Below are 23910 nucleotides of genomic sequence, written 5' to 3' on the forward strand. Positions count from 1 at the left end.
GGTGTCGAGCGTCCGCCGATGACCACATTGCTCGTCCGAAACGCCACGGTGCTCGTCACCATGGACGGCGCGCGCCGCGAGATCGCCGGCGGCGGCCTGTTCGCGCGCGACGGGATGATCGTTGAGGTCGGGCCGAGCGAGAGCCTGCCGGCTTCCGCCGACACAGTGCTCGACCTGTCCGGCCATGTGGCGCTGCCCGGCCTGGTCAACGCCCACCACCATCTCGACCAGACGCTGACCCGCAGCCTGCCCGCAGCGCAGAACGTCAACCTGTTCCGCTGGCTCCGGGCGCATTACCGGCTCTGGGCGGCGCGCACGCCGGAAGCCTCGCGCACGGCGACGCTGGTGGGTCTCGCCGAACTCGCTTTGTCCGGCTGCACCACCTGCTTCGACCACGCCTATGTGTTCCGCAACGGCTGCGCGGTCGACGACCAGATCGGCGCCGCGCGCGAGATCGGGATGCGCTTCATGGTATCGCGCGGGTCGATGTCGCTCGGCGAATCGAAAGGCGGCCTGCCGCCGGACGACTGCGTCGAGGAGGAGGACGCCATTCTCGCCGACAGCGAGCGCGTCATCGCCCGCTATCACGACGCCGCACCCGGCTCGATGTTGCAGATCGCGCTTGCCCCCTGCTCGCCTTTCTCGGTGACGCCGGGACTGATGCGCGACAGCGCGGCGCTGGCGCGGGCGAAGGGGGTGCGCCTGCACACCCATCTCGCCGAGACCATCGACGAGGAGCGCTTCACGCTGGCGCGCTTCGGCAAGCGCCCGGTCGCCTATATGGACGAGCTCGGCTGGCTGGGCGAGGACGTGTGGTTCGCCCATGCGGTGCATGTGAACGCGCACGAGATTTCCTGCTTTGCCGGCGCCGGGGTGGGCGTGTGCCATTGCCCCTCCTCCAATATGCGCCTCGCCTCCGGCATCGCGCCGGTGAAGGCCTATCGGCGTGCCGGCGTGAAGGTCGGGCTCGGGGTGGACGGCTCGGCCTCCAACGACGGCAACAACCTGCTCGCCGAGGCGCGCCAGGCCATGCTGCTCGCCCGGTTGCAGATGTCGCTGCGCCCGCCCGAGGGGCCGGACACCGAACTCTCCACTTCCGATCCCTCGCGCGACGTCGAATGGATGACCGCGCGCGAGGCGCTGGAGCTGGCGACGCTCGGCGGCGCGGCGGTGCTCGGGCGCACCGACATCGGTTCGCTGGAGCCGGGCAAATGCGCCGATTTCTTCGCCCTGCGGCTGGATGAGGTCGCCTTCGCCGGCGGCCTGTCGGACCCGGTCGCCGCCGCCCTGTTCTGCACGCCGGGGCGCGCCGCCTGGACGGTGGTGAACGGCCGCCCGGTCGTGGCGGCGGGCGAGGTCGTCACCATCGATCTGCCGGCGGCAATCGCCGAGCACAACAAGCATGCCGCGCGGCTCGCCGCGCTTTCGGGAGGCGTCTGAAATGAGCGAGAGGCTGTGTCCGCGCGACGAGGCCGAGGTGGTGGAGGCCGTGCGCTGGGCGGTGTCGAACGAGCGCACGCTCGACGTCGCCGGCACCGGCTCGAAGGCCGCGCTCGGGCGCCACATCCAGACCGACCTCACGCTCGACCTCGCCGCGCTCGCGGGCGTGACCCTCTATGAGCCGGAAGAGCTGGTGCTGAGCGCGAAAGCCGGCACGCCGGTGGCCGAGATCGAGGCGCTGATCGCCGCCTCGAACCAGATGATGGCCTTCGAACCGATGGATTTCGGCCCGCTGCTCGGCGTCGCGCCCGGCGGCGGCACGCTGGGCGGGCTGATGGCGACCAATCTCGCCGGGCCGCGCCGCCCGAGCGCAGGCGCGGCGCGCGACCATGCGCTCGGCGTGCGCGCCGTGTCGGGGCGCGGCGAGGCCTTCAAGGCCGGCGGGCGCGTGGTGAAGAACGTCACCGGCTACGACCTGCCGCGCGGCCTCGCCGGCTCCTACGGCACGCTGGCCGCCTTCACCGAGCTGACCATCAAGGTGCTGCCGCGCCCGGAGACGGTGGAGACGCTGCTCGTGCTCGGCCTCGACGACGCGTCGGCGGCGGGTGCCATGAGCGCGGCGGTCGGCTCCTATTACGACGTCTCGGGCGCCGCCCATGTGCCGGCCGACATCGCCGCCCGCATACCCGCCGTGGCGGGGGCGGGACGCGCCGTCACCGCCCTGCGGCTGGAGGGCGTGAAGCCCTCCATCGTGCACCGGCGTGGCAAGCTCGAAGAAATTCTTCGCGCGCGGGGCGCGCTGTCCTTCCTGGGAGAAGCGGATTCGCTCGCCTTCTGGCAGGCGGTGCGCGACGTCGCGCCCTTCGCGCTGCCGGAGGGCGGCAGCGTCGACACCGCCCGCGCGGTGTGGCGCGTCTCGGCGGCGCCGATGGCGGGCGCGCAGATCGGCGCCGCGCTGCGCGAGGCGGGCGCCGCCAGCTTCTACGACTGGGCCGGCGGCCTCGTCTGGAGCGAGATGGCGGATGGCGAACCGCACACCGCGCTGGTGCGCGAGGCGGTGGCCCGCGCCGGCGGCGGCCACGCCACGCTGATCCGCGCCGCCGCGCCGGTGCGCGCGGCCGAGGAGGTGTTCCAGCCGCTCGACGCCATAACCGGCGGGCTGATCCGGCGGATGAAGAGCGGTTTCGATCCCGGGCGCGTGCTGAGCCCCGGGCGCATGTATGCGGGAGTGTGAGCGATGCAGACCAATTTCTCCCTGGCGCAGCTCGCCGACCCGCAGACCGCCCGCTCCGAGCAGGTTCTGCGTGCGTGCGTCCATTGCGGCTTCTGCACCGCCACCTGCCCCACCTATGTGCTGCTGGGGGATGAACTGGATTCCCCGCGCGGAAGAATCTACCTGATCAAGGACATGCTGGAGAACGACCGTCCCGCGACAGTGGAAGTCGCAAAGCATGTCGACCGCTGCCTGTCGTGCCTCTCCTGCATGTCGACCTGTCCCTCGGGCGTGCACTACATGCACCTGATCGACCATGCGCGCGATCACGTGGAGAAGACCTACCATCGCCCGCTGATGGACCGGCTGACCCGCGCGCTGCTGGCCCGCGTGCTGCCGAACCGGGCGCTGTTCCGCCTCGCCATCGGCGGCGCCATGCTGGCGCGGCCCTTCGCCGGCCTGTTCGAGGCCATTCCGGGCATGAAGCCCGTCGCCGCCATGCTCCGTCTGGCGCCCGCGCGTCCTGCCACGCGCTCGGCCAACGAGAAGGTGCGCCGCTTCGCGCCGCAGGGCACCCGCCGCGCCCGCGTCGCGCTGCTCGACGGCTGTGCCCAGCCGGTGCTGCGGCCGGAGATCGACGAGGCGGCGATCCGCCTGCTCACCCGCCTCGGCGTCGAGATCGTGCGTCCGGTCGGCGGCGGCTGCTGCGGCTCGCTCACCCACCACATGGGCAAGGAGGAGCCCGCGCTCGCCAACGCCCGTGCCAATGTCGACGCGTGGTGGCGCGAGATCGAGGGCGAGGGCGGAGACGGTCAAGGTCTTGACGCCATCATCATCACCACCTCGGGCTGCGGCACGACGATCAAGGATTACGGCCACATGCTGCGCAGCGAGCCGGCCTATGCCGAGCGCGCGGCCAAGGTCTCGGCGCTGGCGAAGGATGTCAGCGAGTTCCTCGCGGAGCGCGAGCTGCCGGTGCCGGTGATCCCGGCGGGCATCCGCGTCGCCTATCACTCGGCCTGCTCGCTGCAGCACGGCCAGCGCGTGCGCACCGCGCCGAAGACGCTGCTCGCCAGCGTCGGCTTCACCGTGCTGGAACCGGCGGAGGGGCATCTGTGCTGCGGATCGGCCGGCACCTACAATATCCTGCAGCCGGAGATCGCCGGGCGCCTGCGCGCCCGCAAGGTCGCCAATATCGAGCGCACCGACCCGCAGATCGTCGCCGCCGGCAATATCGGCTGCATGACGCAGATCGGCGGCGGCACGGCGCTGCCGGTGGTGCACACGGTCGAGCTGCTGGACTGGGCGACCGGCGGCCCGAGTCCGGCGGGACTGGAGCGCCTGAGCTTCGCCGTCGCGGCGGAGTGACGAAGGACAGACGCGGCAGAGGAGGCGCGGGATGATCGCCGTCATCTTCGAGGTGTGGCCCGCCGAGGGCGAGCGCCAGCATTATCTCGACCTCGCCGCCGCGCTGAAGGCCGACCTCGAAGGGCGCGACGGCTTCGTCTCGGTGGAGCGCTTCGAGAGCCTCACCGAGCCGGGCAAGCTGCTGTCGCTCTCCATCTGGCGCGACGAGGAAGCCGTGCGCGCCTGGCGCGGGCTGGACACGCATCGCGTCGCCCAGGCCAGGGGGCGCGGCGGCGTCTTCGCCGATTACCGGTTGCGCGTGGCGAGCATCCTGCGCGACTACGGCATGGAGGCGCGCGAGGAGGCCCCTGCCGACAGCCGCGCGGTGCATCCCGCGCGCGACTGATGCCGGCGGATGCCGCGCCGCCGGATGCCTGCCGAGGGTCTGCCGGGTGGTGGTCGCGTCATGGGCGCCGCGATAGGATCGGCGCCCCACCATGCCTCACCATGTCCCACCCGCCGGATATTTCATGTCTCACACCGCCCTTCCCCGCCTCCTCATCCTGTCTCTCGGCGGCACCATCACCATGACGGCGTCGCCGGACGGCGGCATCGCGCCGACGCTTGGCGCCGCCGAGCTGGTGGCGGCGGTGCCGGGACTGGAGAAGGTGGCGCTGATCGAGGCGCGCTCGCCCTTCCGGCTCGGCAGTTCCTCGCTCACGCCCGAGCACATCGCCGGCATCGCCGAAGACATCCGCGCGGGGTTCGAGGCCGGCTTCGACGGCGCCGTGGTGATCCAGGGCACCGACACCATCGAGGAGACCGCCTTCATCCTCGACCTTCTGGTGCGCGACGCGCGCCCGGTGGTGGTGACGGGCGCCATGCGCGGGCCCCAGCAGCCGGGCGCTGACGGGCCGGCGAACCTGTTCGCCGCCGCAACCGTCGCCGTCTCGCCTGCCGCGCGCGGGCTCGGCACGCTGGTGGTGCTGAACGACGAGATTCACGCCGCGCGCTTCGTGCGCAAGGCGCATACGGCGCTGACCTCCGCTTTCGTCTCCGACACCGCCGGCCCGCTCGGTCTGGTGGCGGAGGGGAGCGTGCGCCTGTTCTCCCGCGTCGACCCCGCGGAACTGCCCGCCTCGCTGGCCATGTCGGGCAGCGACGTGCCGAAGGTGGCGCTTCTCAAGATCGCCATGGGCGACGACGGCCGGATGATCGAGGCGGTGCCCGGCCTCGGCTTCGCCGGTCTGGTGATCGAGGGCGCCGGCGCCGGCCATGTGCCGGGCGTCGTCGCCGAGACGGTGGGCGCGGTGGCGGCGCGCATCCCCGTCGTGCTGGCGAGCCGCACGCTGGCGGGGCCGGTCTTTGAGGCGACCTATGGCTATCCCGGCTCGGAGATCGATCTGATCGGGCGCGGGCTGATCCCGGCCGGCCTGCTCACCGGCGTCAAGGCGCGGCTGCTGCTCGCCTTCGCCCTGCGCGCGGGATGGGACGGCGCGGCGATCCGCGCGGGGCTTGCCGCCTACGGCTGAGCCGTCACGAACTGCCGATGAAGATGCCGGTGGCGAGCACGAGCAGCCCGCCGAGCACCACCTGCACGATTGCCGAGCCGAACGGCGTCTCCATGTAGCGCATGCGCACATAGGCGATGGCGGCGAGCTCGATGGCGACCACCGCCCCGGCGACCGCCGTCGCGGTCCAGAAATCGGGAATGAGGTAAGGCAGGGTGTGGCCGAGCCCGCCCAGCATGGTCATCACACCACAGGCGATGCCGCGCGGCCACGGGCTGCCGCGCCCGGTGATGGCGCCGTCGTCCGAGAGGCCCTCGGTGAGGCCCATGGAGATGCCGGCGCCGATGGAGGCGGCGAGGCCGACGAGGAACGCGGCCCAGCTATCCTGCGTGGCGAAGGCGGCGGCGAAGATCGGCGCCAGCGTCGAGATCGAGCCGTCGATCAGTCCGGCGAGGCCCGGCTGGACGATCTGCAGTACGAAGATGCGGTGGGCGGCGTCCTCCTCCGCCTCGCGGGCACCGCTGGCGACGATCTGGCCGCCCAGCTCCTGTGCCAGCGTCTCGTGCGCGCTCTCGGCCTCGGCGAGGTCGGAGAGAAGCTGGCGCGTGTCGGCGTCGCGGGCGCGGGCGGCGGCCTTGATGTAGAATTGCTGCGCCTCGACCTCCATTACCTCCGCCTGCCGGCGCACGGCGTCGATGCGCAGCGTCTCCAGGAGCCAGATGGGGTTGCGCCGGAGGAAGCCCCTCACGTCCTGCCGGGTGATGTAGGGCAGCTCCCCGCCGAATTTGCGCGTGAACATCTCGTGGAGCGCGTGGCGGTGGCCGTGCTCCTCCTGTGCCATGCGCTCGAACATCGCCGCCGTGGCGGGATAGTCGGCCCTCAGCCGGCCGGCGAACTGGAGGTAGATGCGCGCATCCTCCTCCTCGTTGGAGATCGCGAGCGCGAGGATTTCCGGCTCGGTGAGATCGTCGAAGCGTTTCATGCCCGTCGCCCGAAGAATTTAGATCGGTTCTAAATTACTGGGACGTAGCTGTCGATTGGCTGACAGGTCCGGTCAGCCATGTGCCGATGACGGGGGCCCGAAACGAAACGGGGCGCCCGAAGGCGCCCCGCTGGATAGTAGGAAAAGCGGCCGATCACTCGGCGGTGCCGGCCTCGGCGTCCTCACCCTTGGCCCTGGCTTCCAGGTCCTCGCCGGTCGCCTGGTCGACGACCTTCATGGACAGGCGGGTCTTGCCGCGCTCGTCGAAGCCGAGCAGCTTGACCTTTACCTTGTCGCCTTCCTTGACGACGTCGGAGGGCTTGGCCACGCGCTCCTTGGCGAGCTGCGAGACGTGCACGAGGCCGTCCTTGGCGCCGAAGAAGTTCACGAAGGCGCCGAAATCGACGACCTTCACCACCGTGCCCTCGTAGATCTGGCCGACTTCCGGCTCGGAAGCGATCGACTTGATCCAGTTCAGCGCCGCCTTGATCGACTCGCCCGACGCCGAGGCCACCTTCACGGTGCCGTCGTCCTCGATGTTGATCTTGGCGCCGGTCTTCTCGACGATCTCGCGGATGACCTTGCCGCCCGAGCCGATCACTTCACGGATCTTGTCGACCGGGATCTGGATCACCTCGATGCGCGGGGCATGCTCGCCAAGTTCGGCGCGGGCGCCGGTCAGCGCCTTGCTCATTTCGCCGAGAATGTGGAGACGGCCTTCCTGAGCCTGGGTCAGGGCGACCTTCATGATCTCCTCGGTGATGCCGGCGATCTTGATGTCCATCTGAAGGGCGGTGACGCCCTTGTCGGTGCCGGCCACCTTGAAGTCCATGTCGCCGAGATGGTCCTCGTCGCCGAGGATGTCGGAGAGCACGGCGAACTTCTCACCCTCGAGGATGAGGCCCATGGCGATGCCCGCCACCGGACGGCGCAGCGGTACGCCGGCATCCATCAGCGCCAGTGAGGTACCGCAGACGGTGGCCATGGAGGAGGAGCCGTTCGACTCCAGGATCTCCGAGACGGCGCGCAGCGTGTAGGGGAACTCGTGTGCCGGCGGCAGGACCGGGTGCACGGCGCGCCAGGCGAGCTTGCCGTGGCCGATCTCGCGGCGGCCGGGCGAACCCATGCGCCCGGTCTCGCCGACCGAGAAGGGGGGGAAGTTGTAGTGCAGCAGGAAGCGCTCCTTGTAGGTGCCTTCCAGGCTGTCGATGTACTGCTCGTCCTCGCCGGTGCCGAGGGTGGCGACCACGAGGGCCTGCGTCTCGCCGCGGGTGAACAGCGCCGAGCCGTGGGTGCGCGGCAGCACGCCGACCTGCGAGAGGATCGGGCGGACGGTGCGGGTGTCGCGGCCGTCGATGCGCACGCCGTCGTCGAGGATGGTCCAGCGGACGATCTTCGCTTCCAGCTCCTTGAGCACCTCGCCGAGCACCTGCGCGTCCGGCACGTCCTTGCCCTCGGCGGCGAGCGCGGCGTAGTGCGCCTTGGCCTTGGCCTTGGCATTGCCGACCGCCTCGTAGCGGTCCTGCTTGCGGACGATCTTGTAGGCGGCGCGCAGATCGGCGTCGATCAGGGCGCGCACCTCGGCCTCAAGCGCCGAATGGTCGGGAGCGGCGAAGTCGCGCGGCTCCTTGGCAGCCTTCTCGGCGAGGCGGATGATCGCGTCGATGACCGGCTGGAAGTGGCGGTGGCCGAACATGACGGCGCCCAGCATCACTTCCTCGGAGAGCTCCTTGGCTTCCGATTCGACCATCAGCACGGCGTCGGCGGTGCCGGCGACCACGAGGTCGAGGGCGGATTCCTTCACCTCGTCGACGGTCGGGTTCAGCACGTACTCATTGTCGATGAAGCCGACGCGGGCGGCGCCGACCGGGCCGAGGAACGGCACGCCCGACAGGGTGAGCGCGGCCGAGGCGGCGACCAGCGACACGATGTCGGGATCGTTCTCGAGGTCGTGCGAGAGCACGGTGACGACGACCTGGGTGTCGTTCTTGTAGCCGTCCGCGAAGAGCGGGCGGATCGGGCGGTCGATGAGGCGGGAGACCAGCGTCTCCTTCTCGGACGGACGGCCCTCGCGCTTGAAATAGCCGCCGGGGATGCGGCCGGCCGCGTAGGCCTTTTCCTGGTAGTTGACGGTCAGCGGGAAGAAGTCCTGGCCGGGCTTCGGCGCCTTGGCGGAGACGGCGGTGGCGAGCACCGTGGTGTCGCCATAGGAGGCGAAAACGGCGCCGTCGGCCTGGCGCGCCATGCGGCCGGTCTCGAGGACGAGCGTGCGCCCGCCCCAGTCGAGTTCCTCGCGGTGGATGTCGAACATGTCTGTCTCTGGCTTTCCGAAGCGGGGAGCCATGGGCAAGACGGCGAGAGGTTCGGGCCGGAGCGCCTCAGGCGAGGCGGCGTCGCGGACCCCGAGCCCCCGGCGATCCTGCCATGGCGCGCCGCTTCTCGTCGGTCGCGGCGAGCCCCATGCCCGCCGCCTTGCGGTATCGGCGCTGCAGACCATCCGCGCGCGCCGTCTTCGAAACGGCAAAGGCCCGCACCGTGCCGGCGCGGGCCTCCACCACGTGGATCAGCGGCGGATGCCCAGCCGCTCGATCAGGGACTTGTAGCGCGACTCCTCGGTCTTCTTGAGATAGTCGAGGAGGCCACGGCGCTGGGACACCAGCTTGAGCAGGCCGCGCCGGGAATGGTTGTCCTTGGCGTGGCTCTTGAAGTGCCCGGTCAGGTTCACGATGCGCTCGGTCAGGATCGCGACCTGCACCTCGGCCGAGCCGGTATCGCCCGGCTTGGTGGCGTATTCGGTGATGAGCGCCTGCTTGCGCTCGGCAGTGATCGACATCGGACGGTCCTTTCGTCATGGTCGGTGGGTGCGGCGCGGGGCTCCGGCCTTCTCGGCCGTCCGCCACAGTGCTCGCCGGTTCCGCAGTTCGGCCGGGCCGGGATGTCGTCCAGCGCGGTCGAATGGCTGCGGGTCGCGCGGACAGGGGTCCGCGACGCGGGCGCAACATACACGAAAACGCCAGCCTGGCTAGCGCGATGATCCGCCCCTGGATACGGCGCGCCACGCGGCGCGAGGGGGCGCCCGTTCAGGCTGTCGGCACAGTGCCGCCGTCGATGCGGAATTCGGCGCCGGTGATCGCGCCGGCGCGCGGCGAGGCGAGAAAGGCGATCAGCTCGGCGACCTCGCGCGGCCGGGCCGGGCGGCCGAGCGGGATGCCGCCCAGTGCGCGCATGACGATCGCCTCGCCGCCCTCATAGTCGGTGCCGGCCTCCGCCGCGAGCCGTTCCGCCAGCGCGACGGATGCCTCGGTCTCGACCCAGCCGGGCGAAACGCGCACGACGCGCACGCCCTTCGGCGCTACTTCCTTCGACAGGCTCTTGGAATAGGTCGACAGCGCCGCCTTGGCCGCCGCATAGGCTGTGGTGGCATCGGGCAGCGGCAGTTCGCGCTGGATCGAGGTGACGTGGATCACCACGCCGGAAGCCTGCGCGATCATGCCCGGCACGAGGGCGCGGTCGAGCCGCACCGAAGGCATCAAGTTGAGGTTCAGCTCGCGGAACCATTGCTCGTCGCCGAGCGCGGCGAAGCCACCGGCGGGCGCGGACGATCCGCCGAGCACGTTGACGAGGATATCGACGCCGCCGAGACGGGCCTGCCCCTCGTCGGCCACGGCAGCGCAGCCCTCCGCCGTGGTGATGTCGGCGGCGATGTAGTGGACCCCCATGATCCGCGCTCCAGGCACGGAGCGCGCCGTGGCGGCGACACGGGCACCCGCTTCAATCAGGGTCGCCACCACTGCGGCGCCGACGCCCTTGGTGCCGCCGGTGACGAGAGCCCGCTTGCCCGAAAGGCCGAGATCGAAGCTCATGGCACGATCTCCAGCGCGGCAATCCTGTCGCCGTCGAGCGTGAAGGCGTAGCGCAGCTGTACCGGGCTGCCGGGAAAGTCGCCGGCGACGCGGGCGGTCACGAGGATGCGCCCGTCCTCCCCGACGAACGAGACCGGTTCGCTGGTGTAGCGGTACTTCGCTGAGGCCATCGCCTTCCATCTGCGGATGGCGTCGTGGCCGGCATGACGAGACTTTTCGTCCGTCACCGTGCCGTCCGGCGTGAAGCAGCGGGCGACGGCGTCGGGGCCGAGCCGGTCGGCCTGGAAATAGGCGGCGACGGGGCCGGGGAGATCGGGAATCATCTTTCTATCCTGAAGCGGTAAAGTCAGCCGGAAGGCGGCGTCCACATTGTCCGCAAGCATAGATCGTCCTATCGTCGCGCCATGACAAGAACGCACGAAGATGTAAGCCGCTTACCAGAAGGTAAGCCTGCCGATGAGGGGCAGGCCTATACGCGCGAGACCGGCGCAGTCGCGGTGGCGCAGGCGCTGGAATTGCTGGGAGGGCGCTGGAAGCTGGAAATCCTTTTCCAGCTCTTCGGCGGGAGGGTACGGCGCTTCTCGGACCTCGAACGCGCGATTCCCGCCGTGTCGCAGAAGATGCTGGCCCAGCAGCTCCGCCAGCTGGAGCGCGACGGGCTGGTGCATCGGGTCGTCCACCCGCAGGTGCCGCCCCGCGTCGACTACGCGCTGACCGAGTGGGGGCAGGCGCTGTGTCCGGTGCTCGACGCGCTGCTGCGCTGGCAGGCGGGGCGGAAGGTGGAGCGGTAAGGCCGCCTACGCTCATCCCGGCCGGAGGGCTGTCCGGGATGAGCGATGCGGGGCGTCGGGATGAGTGTCGCGTGGCGTCACTTGCCCGAATGGAAGATCCGCTTGGGGTGGATTTCTCCTGCTTCGGCCTCGCCGAGCGCGACGAGGCGCCCGCCGGCGGTGATGGCCACCGGGCCTTCGAGGATCGGCGCGTCGCGCCCGCGCAGGATGATCGGCTGGCCATGGGCGAGACGCGAGGCCTCGGCCGGGCTGACCCGCAGCGAGGGCAGCGTGTCGAGGCCGATCTCCACCGGGCGCAGCGCGTACAGGGGCGGAGCGTCGTCCATCGCCTCGGACACCTCGCGCAGCTTGGCGAGCGGGATCAGCTCCTCCTCGGCGAAGGTGCCGACGCGGGTGCGGCGCAGCGCCGAGATGTGGCCGCGCGCGCCGAGTGCCCGGCCGAAGTCGCGGGCGAGCGAACGCACATAGGTGCCCTTGCCGCATTCCGCCTCGAACACCGCATGGTCGGCGTCGGGCTGCTCGACGAGTTCGAGCGAATGGATGATGACGGTGCGGGCCGCGAGTTCTACCTCGATGCCGTCGCGGGCGAGGTCGTAGGCGCGCTCGCCATTGATCTTGAGCGCCGAGTAGGCCGGTGGCACCTGCTCGATCTCGCCGCGGAAGCCCGGCAGGAGGGCGAGGATATCCTCGCGCGTCGGGCGGGTCTCGGAGGTGACGACCGGCTGGCCCTCGCTGTCGTCCGTGTCGGTCTCGATGCCCCAGCGCACGGTGAAGCGGTAGACCTTGCGCCCGTCCATGACGAAGGGCACGGTCTTGGTTGCCTCGCCCAGCGCGATCGGCAGGCAGCCGGAGGCGAGCGGGTCGAGCGTGCCGGCATGGCCCGCTTTCTTGGCCTGGAACAGCCACTTCACAGCGCCGACCGCCTGCGTCGAGGTCATGCCGACCGGCTTGTCGAGCAGCACCCAGCCGTCGACGTCGCGCTTGGGGCGGCGCTTCCTCGGCGCCTCCCTGGGCGCCTCCTGCTCGGTCCTGTCGGCCTGGCGGAGCGCGTCCTGATCGAGCGGGGCGTTCATGTCTCGTCCTCTTGGTCGTGATCGGTGTCGTCGCTGTCGAGGTCGCGCTGGACCTGCGGCGAGCGCAGCAGCGCGTCGATGCGCGCGCCTTCCTCGAAGGAGGTGTCGATGCGGAAGCGCAGCTCGGGGACGTATTTCAGCTCGACCCGGCGGGCGATCTCGCCGCGCAGCGGCTTGGCGTTGGTGGCCAGCGCGTCGATCGCTGCCTTCGGGTCCTTGCCGCCGAGCGGCATGACGAAGCAGGTGGCGATCTTGAGGTCCGGGCTCATGCGGACCTCAGGCACGGTGATCAGCACCTTGGCCAGCGCCGGATCGGACAGGTCCCCGCGCGCGAGAATGTCGGCGAGGGCGTGGCGCACCAGTTCGCCCACGCGAAGCTGGCGCTGGCTCGGGCCGGAGCCCGAGGCCGCTTTGTTCTTCATGATGTACAAACCTTCATGGCCCCCGCCGGCGAACCGGGGCGAAGGGGCCGGCCTCGACCGGAGCGAGCGGGCTTGGACCGCTCGTTCCCGTGGATGGGCGTCCCGCATGCGGGCGCCCGAAACGTTCCGGCTCCCCGCAGCGGGGAGCCGGCTCGATCACAGCGTGCGCTGCACGACCTCGACGCGGTAGCACTCGATGACGTCGCCCGCGCGCATGTCCTGGTAGTTTTCGAAGGACATGCCGCATTCCTGGCCGGCGCGCACCTCGTTGACCGCATCCTTGAAGCGATTGAGCGTGGCGAGCTTGCCCTCGTGGATCACGACGTTGTCGCGGATCAGGCGGACATGCTGGCCGCGCTCCACGGTGCCGTCGGTGACGAGGCAGCCGGCGACCTTGCCGACCTTGGAGACCGCGAAGATCTCCTTGATGACGGCATTGCCGAGCATGGTCTCGCGGTTCACCGGGGCGAGCAGGCCGCCCATCGCCGCCTTCACGTCATCCACCAGGTCGTAGATGATGTTGTAGTAGCGGATCTCGATGCCGGCACGGTCGGCCGCGTCGCGCGCTTCCTTGTTGGCGCGCACGTTGAACGCGATGATCGCCGCGCCGGCCGTCTCGGCCAGCGTCACGTCGCTCTCGTTCACGCCGCCCGCGCCGGAGTGGATGATGCGGGCCTGCACCTCGTCGGTGCCGAGCTTCTCCAGCGAGGAGATGATGGCCTCGACCGAACCCGACACGTCGCCCTTGATGATGAGCGGGAATTCCTTCCGGCCGGCCGTCTTGGCCTGGCTCATCATCTGCTCCAGCGAGCCGCGGACGGTGGCGGAACGGGCCGCCGCCTTCTCGCGCTTCTGGCGCTGGCGGTAGTCGGTGATCTCGCGGGCGCGGGCTTCGCTCTCGACCACCGCGAGACGGTCGCCCGCCTCCGGCGTGCCGTTGAAGCCGAGCACCTCGACCGGGAAGGACGGACCGGCCTCGGTGACATTGGCGCCCTTGTCGTCGATCAGCGCGCGCACGCGGCCGAACTCGGCGCCGGCCACCACGATGTCGCCGACATGCAGCGTGCCGCGCTGGACCAGCACGGTCGCCACCGGGCCGCGGCCGCGGTCGAGCTTGGCCTCGATGACGGTGCCTTCCGCGACGCGGTCGGGGTTCGCCTTGAGGTCGAGCACTTCGGCCTGCAGGGTGATCGCCTCGAGCAGCTTGTCGAGATTGGTCTGGGCCTTGGCCGAGACCTCGACCTCCAGCGTGTCGCCGCCCAGGCTTTCGACCTGAACCTCGTACTGCAGCAGCTCGCTGCGCACGCGCTCGGGCTTGGCGTCGGGCTTGTCGATCTTGTTGATCGCCACGATCAGCGGCACCTTGGCGGCGCGGGCGTGGTTGATGGCCTCGATGGTCTGGGGCATCACGCCGTCATCGGCCGCCACCACCAGCACCACGATGTCCGTCACCTTGGCGCCACGGGCGCGCATGGCGGTGAACGCCGCGTGGCCGGGCGTGTCGATGAAGGTGATCTTGCCGCCGAGCGGCGAGGTCACCTGATAGGCGCCGATGTGCTGGGTGATGCCGCCGGCCTCGCCGGAAACGACATTCGCCTTGCGGATGGCGTCGAGCAGCGAGGTCTTGCCGTGGTCGACATGGCCCATGATGGTCACGACCGGCGGGCGCGAGACCAGCTCCTCGGCGGTATCGGCCGTGTCGAACAGGCCTTCCTCGACGTCGGATTCGGCGACGCGGCGCACGCTGTGGCCGAGTTCCTCGGCGATGAGCTGGGCGGTGTCGGCGTCGATCACGTCGGTGATCTTCACCATCTGGCCCTGCTTCATCAGCAGGCGGATGACGTCCACCGCGCGCTCGGCCATGCGGTTGGCGAGCTCCTGGATGGAGATCGTCTCCGGGACCGTGACCTCGCGGGCGATCTTTTCCTTGGTCTCGACCTGGCGATGGCCGCTCATGCGCTGGGTACGGCGGCGGAACGAGGCTACCGAACGCTGGCGTTCGTCGTCGCCCGACTGGGCGGTGACGACGGTGAGGCGGCCGCGATTCTTCTCGGCGCCGGCCGGCGGGCGGGTCGGCTTGGCCGGTGCGGCCGGGCGCGCCGGCGCACCGCCGGGACCACGACGGACGGGACGGCGATCGTCCTCTTCCGTATCCATCTGCGCGCTGCGCGGTGTCGCCACGCGCGGCGCGCCGGGGGCGGCGGCCGTCGTCGCGGCGGGAGCGGCCGCGGCGGGCTGGGCCGGACGGGACGGCGCGGGGCTGGCGGCGGAGGAGGCAGCAGCGGCGTCCTCGCCGAAGCGCTTGCGCGCCTCCTGCTCGGATTTGCGCTTGGCTTCCTCGTCGAAGGCGCGGCGCGCGTCTTCCTCGCGCTTGCGGGCTTCGGCGGCCTCGCGCTCGACCTTTTCGCGCGCCTCGCGCTCGGCGCGGCGGCGGCCTTCTTCCTCGGCGATGCGGCGTTCCTCGGCCTCGCGCAGGCGGGCGTCCTGCAGCGCGGCGGTGCGGGCGCGTGCTTCCTCTTCGGTGAGGGTGCGCAGCACCACGCCGCCGGGGCGCGAGCCCTGCGGAGCGGGTCGGGGCGAGGAGAGATTGGCGCCCGGCGAAGGCTGGGTGCGCAGCGGCGGGCGGCCTCCCTGCGGCTGCGGCTGCGGCTGGGCGGGACGCGCGGGCTGGGCCGGGCGCGGCGCCTGCGGGGCGGCGGGAGCGGATGCCTGCGGGGCGGCGGGCGCGGCAGCCGGCGCCTCGGGCTTGTCGCCCGGGCCGAGCACGCGGCGCTTCACCTTCTCGACCACGACGGACTTGGACCGTCCATGGCTGAAGCTCTGGCGGACGACGCCCTGCTCGACAGGTCGCTTGAGCGTGAGGGTCTTGCCCCCCTGGCCACCCTGGCCAACGCCCACCGTCTTCTCGCCCGGGTTCTTCGTATCGGTCATTCGATATCCGTTTCTGTGCCTCCCCGCCTCATGCGGAAAAGCGTCACTTCCGTGCGCCAGATCCCTGAATCTGAAGCACTTTCCCGTCGGTCGCGCATGGCCTCCGATCGACGGGGAAGGGCTTCAGCCGGCAGCCCAGCCTTCCAGTCGTTTCATGCGCGCGAGGAACCCCGCGCTCGTCGGATGCGCAAGCAGCGCAGCATGTACCACATTTGACCGCCCGAGCGCCAAGTCCAATTGCACCCCGGCGAACCCATCGACGCGGGCGATCTCGCGACCTCCCGCCTCGCCTATCCGCCGCGCCAGAGCATCAAGCTTGGCCACCCCGTCGGGGGCGGCGTCGGCCGCATGCACGAGCACGGCGACATTTCCGGCCTGCAACGCCTCGATCACCTTGGCATTGCCGGTCACAAGCCGCCCCGCCTTGTTGGCGAGGGCGAGCGCGGCGAGCGCGTCCTTCTCCAGCAGCTGCCCGACCAGATCGGCCAGCGCCGGCTCGGCGCGGGCCGGATCGAGCCGGACCTTGCCGCGAAAGGCGCGCGCGAACGCCTTCCGCTTGATCGCTTCGGCGAGCGCCGGCCGGTTGGCCGTCACCCAGGCGCCGCGCCCGGGAAGCCGGGCATGAATGTCCGGCACCACCGAGCCGTCCGGCCCCACGACGAAGCGCATCAGCTCACCGACCGGCCGCACGGTGCGGCTGGCGATGCACTGGCGGGCCGGCGCGCGGCCCGCATCGGCGAGCCCCGCATCGGTGAGGCCATCCTCCGCGCCGGCCTCGTCCGCGCCGGCGTCCCCGGCGACGGCCTCAGCCGCCGCCTCGGTTGCCGTCTCGTCCTGCACCGGCGCGTCCTCCCCTTCAGCCTGCGGCGTAGAGCCCACCGAACCCGGTCAGCCCTGCGCCTCGTCGGCTTCCGTTTCTTCGGCCGCCTCGTCGCCGTCGCCGGCGGCGAGATCCTCGGCGGTGATCCAGCCGGCCTTGACGCGAGCCTGCATGATCAGCGCCTCGGCGTCCTCGCGGGAGAGCTGGAAGCCCTCCAGCGCGCCGGCGACGCGCACCACCTCGCCGTCCTTGCGCTCGGTCCAGCCGGTGAGGTCGTCCGTCGCGCAGCCGGCGAGATCCTCGACCGTCTTGATGTCGTTCTCGCCGAAGGCGACCAGCATCGGCGAGGTGACGCCCGGCACTTCGCGCAGCGCGTCCTCGACACCGAGTTCGCGACGACGGGCGTCGAGATCAGCCTCGACCTGCGCGAGATAGCCCAGCGCGCGGTTCTGCAGTTCCTGCGCCGTATCCTCGTCGAGGCCCTCGATGCCGGCGAGCTCGTTCAGGGGCACATAGGCGATTTCCTCGACCGTGGCGAAGCCTTCGGAGGCGAGGAGCTGGCCCATCATCTCGTCGAGATCGAGCGCCTCGGCGAAGATCTTCGAGCGCTCGGCGAATTCCTTCTGCCGCCGCTCGCTCTCTTCCGCCTCGGTCATGATGTCGATGTCCCAGCCGGTGAGCTGGGAGGCGAGGCGCACATTCTGGCCGCGGCGGCCGATGGCGAGGCTAAGCTGGGCATCGGGAACCACAACTTCAATACGCTCGCGGTCCTCGTCGAGCACGACCTTGACGACTTCCGCCGGGGCCAGCGCATTGACGATGAAGGTCGCCACGTCCGGCGACCACGGGATGATGTCGATCTTCTCGCCCTGCAGCTCGTTCACCACGGCCTGCACGCGCGAGCCGCGCATGCCGACGCAGGCGCCCACCGGGTCGACCGAGGAATCGCGCGAGGTGACGGCGATCTTGGCACGCGAACCGGGGTCGCGGGCGACCGCCTTGATCTCGACGATGCCGTCATAGATCTCCGGCACTTCCTGCGCGAACAGCTTCGCCATGAAGTGGGGATGCGTGCGCGAGAGGAAAATCTGCGGGCCGCGCTGTTCGCGGCGCACGTCGTAGACATAGGCGCGGATGCGGTCGCCGGTCTTGAACACTTCGCGCGGCAGCAGCTCGTCGCGGCGCAGCGAGGCCTCGCCGCGGCCGAGGTCGACGACCACATTGCCGTATTCGACGCGCTTGACCGCGCCGTTGACGATCTCGCCGATGCGGTCCTTGTACTCGTCGTACTGGCGGTCGCGCTCGGCCTCGCGCACCTTCTGCACGATCACCTGCTTGGCGCTCTGCGCGGCGATGCGGCCGAAGTCGAAGGGCGGCAGCGTGTCGGCGATGGAATCGCCGATCTGCGCCGCCGGGTTCAGGCGGCGGGCGCCGTCGAGGTCGATCTCGATCGCCGGATTCTCGATCTGGTCCACCACCAGAAGGTGGCGGGCGAGCCGCAGCTCGCCGGTGCGCGGGTTGATCTCCGCATGGATGTCGGTCTCGGCGCCGTAGCGCGAGCGCGCCGCCTTGGCGATCGCGTCCTCCATGGCGGCGATGACGATGCTCCGGTCGATGGATTTCTCGCGCGCGACCGCGTCGGCGATCTGCAGGAGTTCGAGCCGGTTTGCGCTGACCACGGCCATCAGAGGGTCTCCTTCGCGGTGGATTTGCGTTTGGCGTTGGATTTCTTGCCGGGCTTGGCGGCGCCCTTGGGCTTCAGCATCGGCTTGGCCTTCGGTTTGCTGCGCACCGGCATCTTCTTCGGCGGGATGACGCGCAGGGCCTCGCCCGCCGCGTCCGCACCCGCCGCCTCTTCCTCGTCGTCGCCGGACAGCTCGTCGCTGAAGTCGGCGGTGTCGATCTCGTCCTCGTCGAGCCCGGCGCCCTCGCGCAGGGCCTTGTCGCGGCGCAGCGCGTCGCGGATCAGCGCATCGGTCATCACGAGGCGGGCGTCGCCGATATCGGCGATGGGCAGGGCGACCGTATCAGGCGCGCCGGCCGGGGCGTCGGGCAGGCGCACCAGCGCTTCCACGTCCGCGCCGTCCCCGCCCTGCGTGCCGACGAGGATGCCGCGGAAGCGCTTGCGCCCGTCCAGCGGCACGGCCATCTCGACCTTGAGGTCGTGGCCCGCCCAGCGCTCGAAATCGGACACGCGCACCAGCGGCCGGTCAATGCCGGGCGAGGACATTTCCAGATTATAGGCGCCGGAGATCGGGTCCTCGACGTCGAGCACCGGCGAAATGGCGCGGCTGGCCGCCTCGCACTCGTCAATGCCGAAGGAGCCGTCCGGCCGCTCGGCCATGATCTGCAGGGTCGGCGGGCTGCCGCCGGAGATCTTCACGCGGACGAGGCGGAAGCCGAGGCCCTCCAGCACCGGGCCGACGATGCCGGCGACGCGCGCGGCCGGTCCCGCCTCGGTGACGAGGCGCGGTTCATCGAGCCGGCCTTCCGGCGCGCTGCTGGCGGGTGTGGTGTTAGCGTCGTGTTCGCTCATCGTCCTCGTCGGATCGCGCGCGATCCGCAATGCAAAAAGAGCGGGCTCCGGCGGCGGAACCCACTCTCAACCGACCAGATCGTCGTTTGTGAGATCGTGAATGGGGCGCTTATACAGCCAAACCGCCTTTTGGCGCAAGCGGCGGCCTGTGTGCCCGCCGCGCCGTCCCTTGCCGGCCGGGCGCCGCCAGCGCATAAGCGCCGCATGCCCGACGGCCCGATCTCCCATATGCCGCCCACTGCCGCCGATCCTGCGCCCGTCGGGGTGCTGCGCGAGCGCGCGTCCGCCAAGATCAACCTCACGCTGCGGGTGCTCGGCCGCCGCGCGGACGGCTATCACGATTTGTCGAGCCTCGTCGCCTTCGCCGGCACCGGCGATCGGCTGACGCTCGAACCGGGCGAAAAGCTCGCGCTGGCCCTCGCGGGACCGGGCGCATCGGTGCTGGCCGCCGATGCCGACAATCTGGTGCTGCGCGCCGCGCGCCATCTCGCCGCGCGTGTGCCGGGCCTCGTGCTCGGGCGCTTCACGCTCGACAAGCGGCTGCCCGTCGCCTCCGGCATCGGCGGCGGCTCGGCGGACGCGGCGGCGGCGCTCCGTCTGCTGGCGCGTGCCAACGGTCTCGCGCCCGGCGATGCCCGGCTGTTCGAGGCCGCGCTCGCCACCGGCTCCGACGTGCCGGCCTGTCTGCAGGGCCGCTCCTGCCTGATGGCGGGACGCGGCGAAAAACTCGTGCCGGTCGCGCTGCCGCGCTTCGGGGCGGTGCTGGTCAATCCGCGCCTGCCGGTGGCGACGGCCGACGTCTTCCGTGCCTTGTCGCTGGCGCCCGGTACGCGGCGCAGCGAGCCCTCGCCTTTCCCCGCCAATCTCTCGCGCGAACAGCTTCTCGACTGGCTGCGCGGCGAGCCGAACGAATTGGAGGCGCCGGCCCGCGCGCTGGTGCCGGTTCTCGACGCCGTGGAGGCGGCGCTGAACGCGACGCCGGGCGTCTTCCTGACGCGCATGTCGGGCTCGGGCGCCACCATGTTCGCGCTCTATGACGACTGCCGCGCTGCCGCCGCCGCCGCGCGGATCGTCGCTGGCGCCCATCCTGCATGGTGGGTGAAGCCGACCGTGCTGGGCGGCGACGCGCGGATGGAGGCGTGATGCGCACCGCCCTGTTTTTCGTCCTCGCGGCTTTCTTCGAGATCGCCGGCTGCTTCGCCTTCTGGGCGGTGGTGCGCAACGGCGCGAGCGCGCTGTGGCTGGCGCCGGGGGCGGTGAGCCTCGTCGCCTTCGGCGCACTGCTCACCCAGGTCGACGCCAGCGCGGCGGGGCGGGCCTTCGCGGCTTATGGCGGCGTCTATGTCGCGGCTTCGCTGGTGTGGCTCTGGGCGGTGGAGGGCTTCCGGCCCGACCGCTGGGACCTGATGGGCGGGGCAGTGTGCCTCGCCGGCGCCGCTCTCGTCGTGTTCGGCCCGCGCGGTTGAGGCACTCCGACCGTCAGCGGATACGGGCGATGCAGAAATCCACCACGTCGATCAGCGCGGCCTTTGCCGGGCTGTCGGGGAAGACCTCCAGCGCCTGCTTGGCGGCGGCGCCATAGGCGCGTGCCCGCTCGATGGTCTCCGTCAATGCGCCGTGGCGGGTGAGCAAGGCGAGCGCCCGCTCCAGATCGCCCTCGCCGATCTCGCCCTCTTCGAGGCAGCGGCGCCAGAAGCCGCGCTCCTCCTCGTCCGCCGAGCGCACCGCCAGCACGATGGGCAGGGTGATCTTGCCCTCACGGAAATCGTCGCCGACATTCTTGCCGAGCGCAGCCTTGGAGCCGCCATAGTCCAGCACGTCGTCGACGAGCTGGAAGGCGATGCCGAGATTCATGCCGTAGTCGCGGCAGGCGGCCTGCTCGGCCGGTGCGCGCCCGGCGAGAACCGGGCCGACCTCGCAGGCGGCGGCGAACAGTTCGGCCGTCTTGCCGCGGATGACGGCGAGATAGGCCTCCTCGTCGGTGGCGATGTTCTTGGCGGCGGCGAGCTGGGCGACCTCGCCCTCGGCGATCACCACGGCGGCGTTCGACAAGATGTCGAGCGCGCGCATGTTGCCGACCTCGATCATCATGCGGAACGCCTGGCCGAGCAGGAAGTCGCCGACCAGCACGCTGGCCTCGTTGCCCCACAGCATGCGGGCGGCGAGCTTCCCCCGGCGCATTTCGCTGTCGTCCACCACGTCGTCATGCAGCAGCGTGGCGGTGTGCATGAACTCGACCGAGGCGGCGAGCTTGACCGCGCCTTCGCCCTCATAGCCCGCCAGCGTGCCGGTCGCGACGGTGAGCATCGGGCGCAGCCGCTTGCCGCCGGACGAGATCAGGTGCTGCGCGACCTCCGGTATCATCGTCACCTGCGAGCCCGTGCGCGACAGGATCAGCGCGTTGACGCGATCCATGTCCGCGCGGACGAGGTTGACGATGCCTTCGATGGAAGGCTCGGCCGCCACCTCGGCGGCCGGATTGAAGGAGTAGGCGACGGACACAGGGGCGCTTCCCTCAGCTATGGCCACGGCGTACGCCGGCGCGCGCGACGTTCACCCGAAGGGTTCTCATAGCTTACCCCGCACGCAGGCGAAAGTTCATCCGCCACCTCTGCGCGCATCGCACGCACGCCGCGCGGCGCCGTTACGCCGGGCCGGCGGGTTCGAGGAAAGCGGTATCGAGCGGTGGCGTATTGCCTTGCGGCAGCGTTGCGGTCTCAATGCGGGCATGCGCGAACTCCTCCGCACCAATGACATCGTGCTGATCTCGGCTGTCGGGGCGCTGCTCGACAGCGCCGGCATCGGCCATCTCGTGCTCGACCAGCATATGAGCGTGCTGGAGGGCTCCATCGGACTGCTGCCGCGCCGGCTGCTGGTGGAGGAGGACGATGTTGCGCGCGCCCGCCGGCTGCTGGACGAGGCCGGCTTCGGCGCGGCGCTGGTCGCGGAATAGGGGCGGCGATGGAGACTGGCCTCGCGCCCGCGCCCGATGAACTCACCGACGACGCCTTCCTCGGCGGGCGGCTGAACCTCTTGCAGCCCGCGCGCGGGCATCGCGCCGGGCATGACGCGATGCTGCTGGCGGCGAGCGCGCCCGGCGACGCCCGCCATGCCGTCGATCTCGGCGCCGGCGTCGGCGCGGCGGGCCTCGCCTTCGCGGTCCGCGTGCCGGAGGCCGGGGTGACGCTCGTCGAGATCGACCCCGTCACCGCCGCGCTGGCGGCGCGCAACGCCGCGCGCCAGACGCCGGACATGGGCGCGCGCGCGCGGGTGGTGGTCGCGGACATCGCCGCGCTCGCCCGTCCCGCCGGCCCGTCGGAACCGGCGGCCCGCGCGGCCGATCTCGTTCTGATGAACCCGCCCTTCAACGATCCCGCCCGCCACCGCGTCTCGCCGCATGAGCGGCGCGCCCTCGCCCACAGCGTGGCGGATGCCGGGCTCGACATGTGGCTGCGCGCCGCCGAGAGGCTGCTGGCGCCCGGCGGCCGGCTGGCGCTGATCCACCGCCCCGAGGCGGTGGAGGCGATACTGGCCGGGCTGAAGGGGCGTTTCGGGGCCGTGACGATCCGCCCGGTGCATCCCGCCCCGGGCGCGCCGGCGCATCGCCTGCTGGTCGGCGCGGTGAAGGGGCGGCGCACGCCGCCCGCCCTCCTGACCTCGCTGGTGCTGGCCGGCGAGGACGGCCGGCCGAGCGAAGACGCCGAGCGCCTGTTGCGCCGCGGCGAGGCCATCTAGCGGCGGGCGCGGGGGCGCCCTATTTTGCTTTTCATGGCCACAGCACCCTTCTTCGCCGAATTCCGCCGCCGTCTCGATCCCGTCCTGCCCGCCGCCTGGCGCGGCGACAGGCCGGTCGTGCCGGTCGTCCGCCTCTCCGGCGCCATCGGCATGGCGAGCCCGTTCCGGCCCGGCATCACCTTCGCCAACACCGCCCGCGCGCTGGAGCGCGCCTTCTCGGTGAAGGGCGCCAAGGCCGTCGCCCTGGTGATCAATTCGCCCGGCGGCTCGCCGGCGCAGTCGCATCTCGTGTACCGGCGCATCCGCGCGCTGGCGCAGGAGAAGGAACTGCCCGTCATCGCCTTCGTGGAGGATGTGGCCGCGTCGGGCGGCTACATGCTCGCCTGCGCCGCCGACGAGATCGTCGCCGACACCTTCTCCATCGTCGGCTCGATCGGCGTGGTGAGCGCCGGCTTCGGTTTTCCCGAGGCGCTGGCGCGGCTCGGCGTCGAGCGGCGCGTCTACACCGCCGGCACCCGCAAGGTGATGCTCGATCCGTTCCAGCCGGAGAAGCCCGAGGACGTCGAGCGGCTCAAGGCGATCCAGCAGGAGATCCACGGCGCCTTCGTCGGGCTGGTGAAGGAGCGGCGCGGCGACGTGCTGACACCCGACGACGAGACGCTGTTCTCCGGCGAGTTCTGGACGGCGGCGCAGGCGCAGGGCCTCGGCCTCGTCGACGCCATCGGCGACATGCGCTCCTTCCTGCGCGCCCGCTATGGCGAGAAGCTGCGCACGCCGCTGATCGAATCGAAGCCCGGACTGTTCGGCCGGCGTTCGCCCGGCGTGATGGGGACGATGGGCGGGCTGGCCGGCGAGGCCGGCGCGGGGGCTGCGCAAGCCCTCATTTCCGCCGCAGAGGAGCGCGCATTATGGGCGCGCTTCGGCCTCTGAGGCCGTCCGCGACGTCCCGCCGGAGCTCCCCGCCATGCCGCCTGTCTTCGTCGTCGCCCTCGGTGCCCTCGGCGTCGCCGCCCTGGCGAAGGTGCTCGCGCGTGAATCGCGCCGGGTGAATGCCGAACTCGCCGCGCTGCGCCGCGACGAGGCCGCCGGCCGCGATCCCCGCCACGGCACGCTGCGCCGCGACCCCGCGAGCGGCGAGTACCGGCCGAGCGACGGCTGACCTCCGCGCGAGGCCCAGGGAGCGCCAGCGGTATCTGGAACCGCTCCAATTTGCCTGAGATATCCGATCATTACCGCGAATTCACTT

At 71.0% G+C, this 23910-nt stretch carries 24 protein-coding genes; 12 read left to right on the forward strand and 12 right to left on the reverse strand.

What is annotated here, in order from left to right:
* The first annotated feature begins 18 nt into the window (after positions 1-18).
* From MWN33_RS02430 to MWN33_RS02450, 5 genes are all read left to right on the forward strand, one after another.
* Entirely contained in the window at positions 19-1440 is a 1422-nt protein-coding gene (locus MWN33_RS02430) for an 8-oxoguanine deaminase (RefSeq protein WP_247198520.1), read from the forward strand.
* Between the two features lies 1 nt (position 1441).
* The gene (locus MWN33_RS02435; RefSeq protein ID WP_247198523.1) at positions 1442-2674 is read left to right on the forward strand and encodes an FAD-binding protein; all 1233 of its coding nucleotides are present in this window, start codon (positions 1442-1444) and stop codon (positions 2672-2674) included.
* A 3-nt stretch (positions 2675-2677) separates the two neighbouring features.
* A complete protein-coding gene (gene glcF / locus MWN33_RS02440; RefSeq protein ID WP_247198525.1) occupies positions 2678-4021 on the forward strand; it encodes a glycolate oxidase subunit GlcF in 1344 nt (447 codons plus the stop codon).
* Between the two features lie 31 nt (positions 4022-4052).
* Positions 4053-4406: an antibiotic biosynthesis monooxygenase family protein gene (locus tag MWN33_RS02445; RefSeq protein WP_247198526.1), complete on the forward strand. Its 354-nt coding sequence runs from the start codon at positions 4053-4055 to the stop codon at positions 4404-4406.
* 124 nt (positions 4407-4530) lie between these two features.
* A complete protein-coding gene (locus MWN33_RS02450) occupies positions 4531-5532 on the forward strand; it encodes an asparaginase (RefSeq protein WP_247198527.1) in 1002 nt (333 codons plus the stop codon).
* A gap of 4 nt (positions 5533-5536) precedes the next feature.
* On the opposite strand, the gene mbfA is transcribed toward MWN33_RS02450, so the two are convergent.
* The 5 genes from mbfA to MWN33_RS02475 form a co-directional block, all read right to left on the reverse strand.
* Entirely contained in the window at positions 5537-6493 is a 957-nt protein-coding gene (gene mbfA, locus MWN33_RS02455; RefSeq protein WP_247198528.1) for an iron exporter MbfA, read from the reverse strand.
* Positions 6494-6647: 154 nt separating this feature from the next.
* Positions 6648-8804, reverse strand: coding sequence for a polyribonucleotide nucleotidyltransferase (pnp, locus tag MWN33_RS02460; protein WP_247198529.1), 2157 nt, complete (start codon positions 8802-8804; stop codon positions 6648-6650).
* Positions 8805-9056: 252 nt separating this feature from the next.
* Complete coding sequence (gene rpsO, locus MWN33_RS02465) at positions 9057-9326, reverse strand: 30S ribosomal protein S15 (RefSeq protein ID WP_247198530.1); 270 nt, start codon at positions 9324-9326, stop codon at positions 9057-9059.
* Positions 9327-9573: 247 nt separating this feature from the next.
* Positions 9574-10356, reverse strand: coding sequence for an SDR family oxidoreductase (locus MWN33_RS02470; protein WP_247198531.1), 783 nt, complete (start codon positions 10354-10356; stop codon positions 9574-9576).
* Positions 10353-10679 (reverse strand): nuclear transport factor 2 family protein, encoded by a 327-nt coding sequence (locus MWN33_RS02475; RefSeq protein WP_247198532.1) that lies wholly within the window; start codon positions 10677-10679, stop codon positions 10353-10355. Before MWN33_RS02475 ends, MWN33_RS02470 begins: the two co-directional genes overlap by 4 nt.
* A gap of 81 nt (positions 10680-10760) precedes the next feature.
* Between MWN33_RS02475 and MWN33_RS02480 the strand changes: the two genes are divergently transcribed.
* Positions 10761-11147, forward strand: coding sequence for a winged helix-turn-helix transcriptional regulator (locus MWN33_RS02480; protein WP_247198533.1), 387 nt, complete (start codon positions 10761-10763; stop codon positions 11145-11147).
* A gap of 77 nt (positions 11148-11224) precedes the next feature.
* On the opposite strand, the gene truB is transcribed toward MWN33_RS02480, so the two are convergent.
* The 6 genes from truB to rimP form a co-directional block, all read right to left on the reverse strand.
* Positions 11225-12220, reverse strand: coding sequence for a tRNA pseudouridine(55) synthase TruB (truB, locus tag MWN33_RS02485; RefSeq protein ID WP_247198534.1), 996 nt, complete (start codon positions 12218-12220; stop codon positions 11225-11227).
* The gene (gene rbfA / locus MWN33_RS02490; protein WP_247198535.1) at positions 12217-12642 is read right to left on the reverse strand and encodes a 30S ribosome-binding factor RbfA; all 426 of its coding nucleotides are present in this window, start codon (positions 12640-12642) and stop codon (positions 12217-12219) included. The genes truB and rbfA overlap by 4 nt, the downstream gene beginning before the upstream one ends.
* Positions 12643-12798: 156 nt before the next feature.
* The gene (gene infB, locus MWN33_RS02495; protein WP_247198536.1) at positions 12799-15573 is read right to left on the reverse strand and encodes a translation initiation factor IF-2; all 2775 of its coding nucleotides are present in this window, start codon (positions 15571-15573) and stop codon (positions 12799-12801) included.
* Positions 15574-15696: 123 nt separating this feature from the next.
* The gene (locus MWN33_RS02500; RefSeq protein WP_247198537.1) at positions 15697-16413 is read right to left on the reverse strand and encodes an RNA-binding protein; all 717 of its coding nucleotides are present in this window, start codon (positions 16411-16413) and stop codon (positions 15697-15699) included.
* A gap of 48 nt (positions 16414-16461) precedes the next feature.
* Positions 16462-18078, reverse strand: a complete 1617-nt coding sequence (gene nusA / locus MWN33_RS02505) for a transcription termination factor NusA (protein WP_247198539.1) — start codon at positions 18076-18078, stop codon at positions 16462-16464.
* Entirely contained in the window at positions 18078-18929 is an 852-nt protein-coding gene (rimP, locus tag MWN33_RS02510; RefSeq protein WP_247198540.1) for a ribosome maturation factor RimP, read from the reverse strand. Before rimP ends, nusA begins: the two co-directional genes overlap by 1 nt.
* Before the next feature lie 228 nt (positions 18930-19157).
* Here rimP and MWN33_RS02515 point away from each other — a divergent pair, with 228 nt between their 5' ends.
* Both MWN33_RS02515 and MWN33_RS02520 read left to right on the forward strand, forming a co-directional pair.
* On the forward strand, positions 19158-20072 hold the full coding sequence (locus tag MWN33_RS02515; protein WP_247199764.1) for a 4-(cytidine 5'-diphospho)-2-C-methyl-D-erythritol kinase: 915 nt from the start codon (positions 19158-19160) through the stop codon (positions 20070-20072).
* Positions 20072-20395 carry a YnfA family protein gene (locus MWN33_RS02520; RefSeq protein WP_247199765.1) on the forward strand — a complete coding sequence of 108 codons (324 nt, stop codon included), beginning with the start codon at positions 20072-20074 and terminating at the stop codon, positions 20393-20395. The genes MWN33_RS02515 and MWN33_RS02520 overlap by 1 nt, the downstream gene beginning before the upstream one ends.
* A 13-nt stretch (positions 20396-20408) precedes the next feature.
* Here the strand turns inward: MWN33_RS02520 and MWN33_RS02525 are convergent, their stop codons facing one another.
* On the reverse strand, positions 20409-21395 hold the full coding sequence (locus MWN33_RS02525) for a polyprenyl synthetase family protein (RefSeq protein WP_425531966.1): 987 nt from the start codon (positions 21393-21395) through the stop codon (positions 20409-20411).
* A gap of 262 nt (positions 21396-21657) precedes the next feature.
* On the opposite strand from MWN33_RS02525, the gene MWN33_RS02530 reads away from it, so the two are divergent.
* Genes MWN33_RS02530 through MWN33_RS02545 form a run of 4 tightly spaced genes read left to right on the forward strand, consistent with a single transcriptional unit; the run spans position 21658 to position 23823 of the window.
* Positions 21658-21882 (forward strand): putative signal transducing protein, encoded by a 225-nt coding sequence (locus MWN33_RS02530; RefSeq protein ID WP_247198542.1) that lies wholly within the window; start codon positions 21658-21660, stop codon positions 21880-21882.
* Between the two features lie 8 nt (positions 21883-21890).
* Positions 21891-22664 carry a tRNA1(Val) (adenine(37)-N6)-methyltransferase gene (locus MWN33_RS02535; RefSeq protein ID WP_247198543.1) on the forward strand — a complete coding sequence of 258 codons (774 nt, stop codon included), beginning with the start codon at positions 21891-21893 and terminating at the stop codon, positions 22662-22664.
* Between the two features lie 33 nt (positions 22665-22697).
* Entirely contained in the window at positions 22698-23594 is an 897-nt protein-coding gene (locus tag MWN33_RS02540) for a S49 family peptidase (RefSeq protein WP_247198545.1), read from the forward strand.
* A 34-nt stretch (positions 23595-23628) separates the two neighbouring features.
* Positions 23629-23823 carry a hypothetical protein gene (locus MWN33_RS02545; protein WP_247198546.1) on the forward strand — a complete coding sequence of 65 codons (195 nt, stop codon included), beginning with the start codon at positions 23629-23631 and terminating at the stop codon, positions 23821-23823.
* Positions 23824-23910: the final 87 nt, after the last annotated feature.

This window comes from Ancylobacter koreensis, from assembly GCF_023016525.1.
GTDB classification, from domain to species: domain Bacteria; phylum Pseudomonadota; class Alphaproteobacteria; order Rhizobiales; family Xanthobacteraceae; genus Ancylobacter; species Ancylobacter koreensis.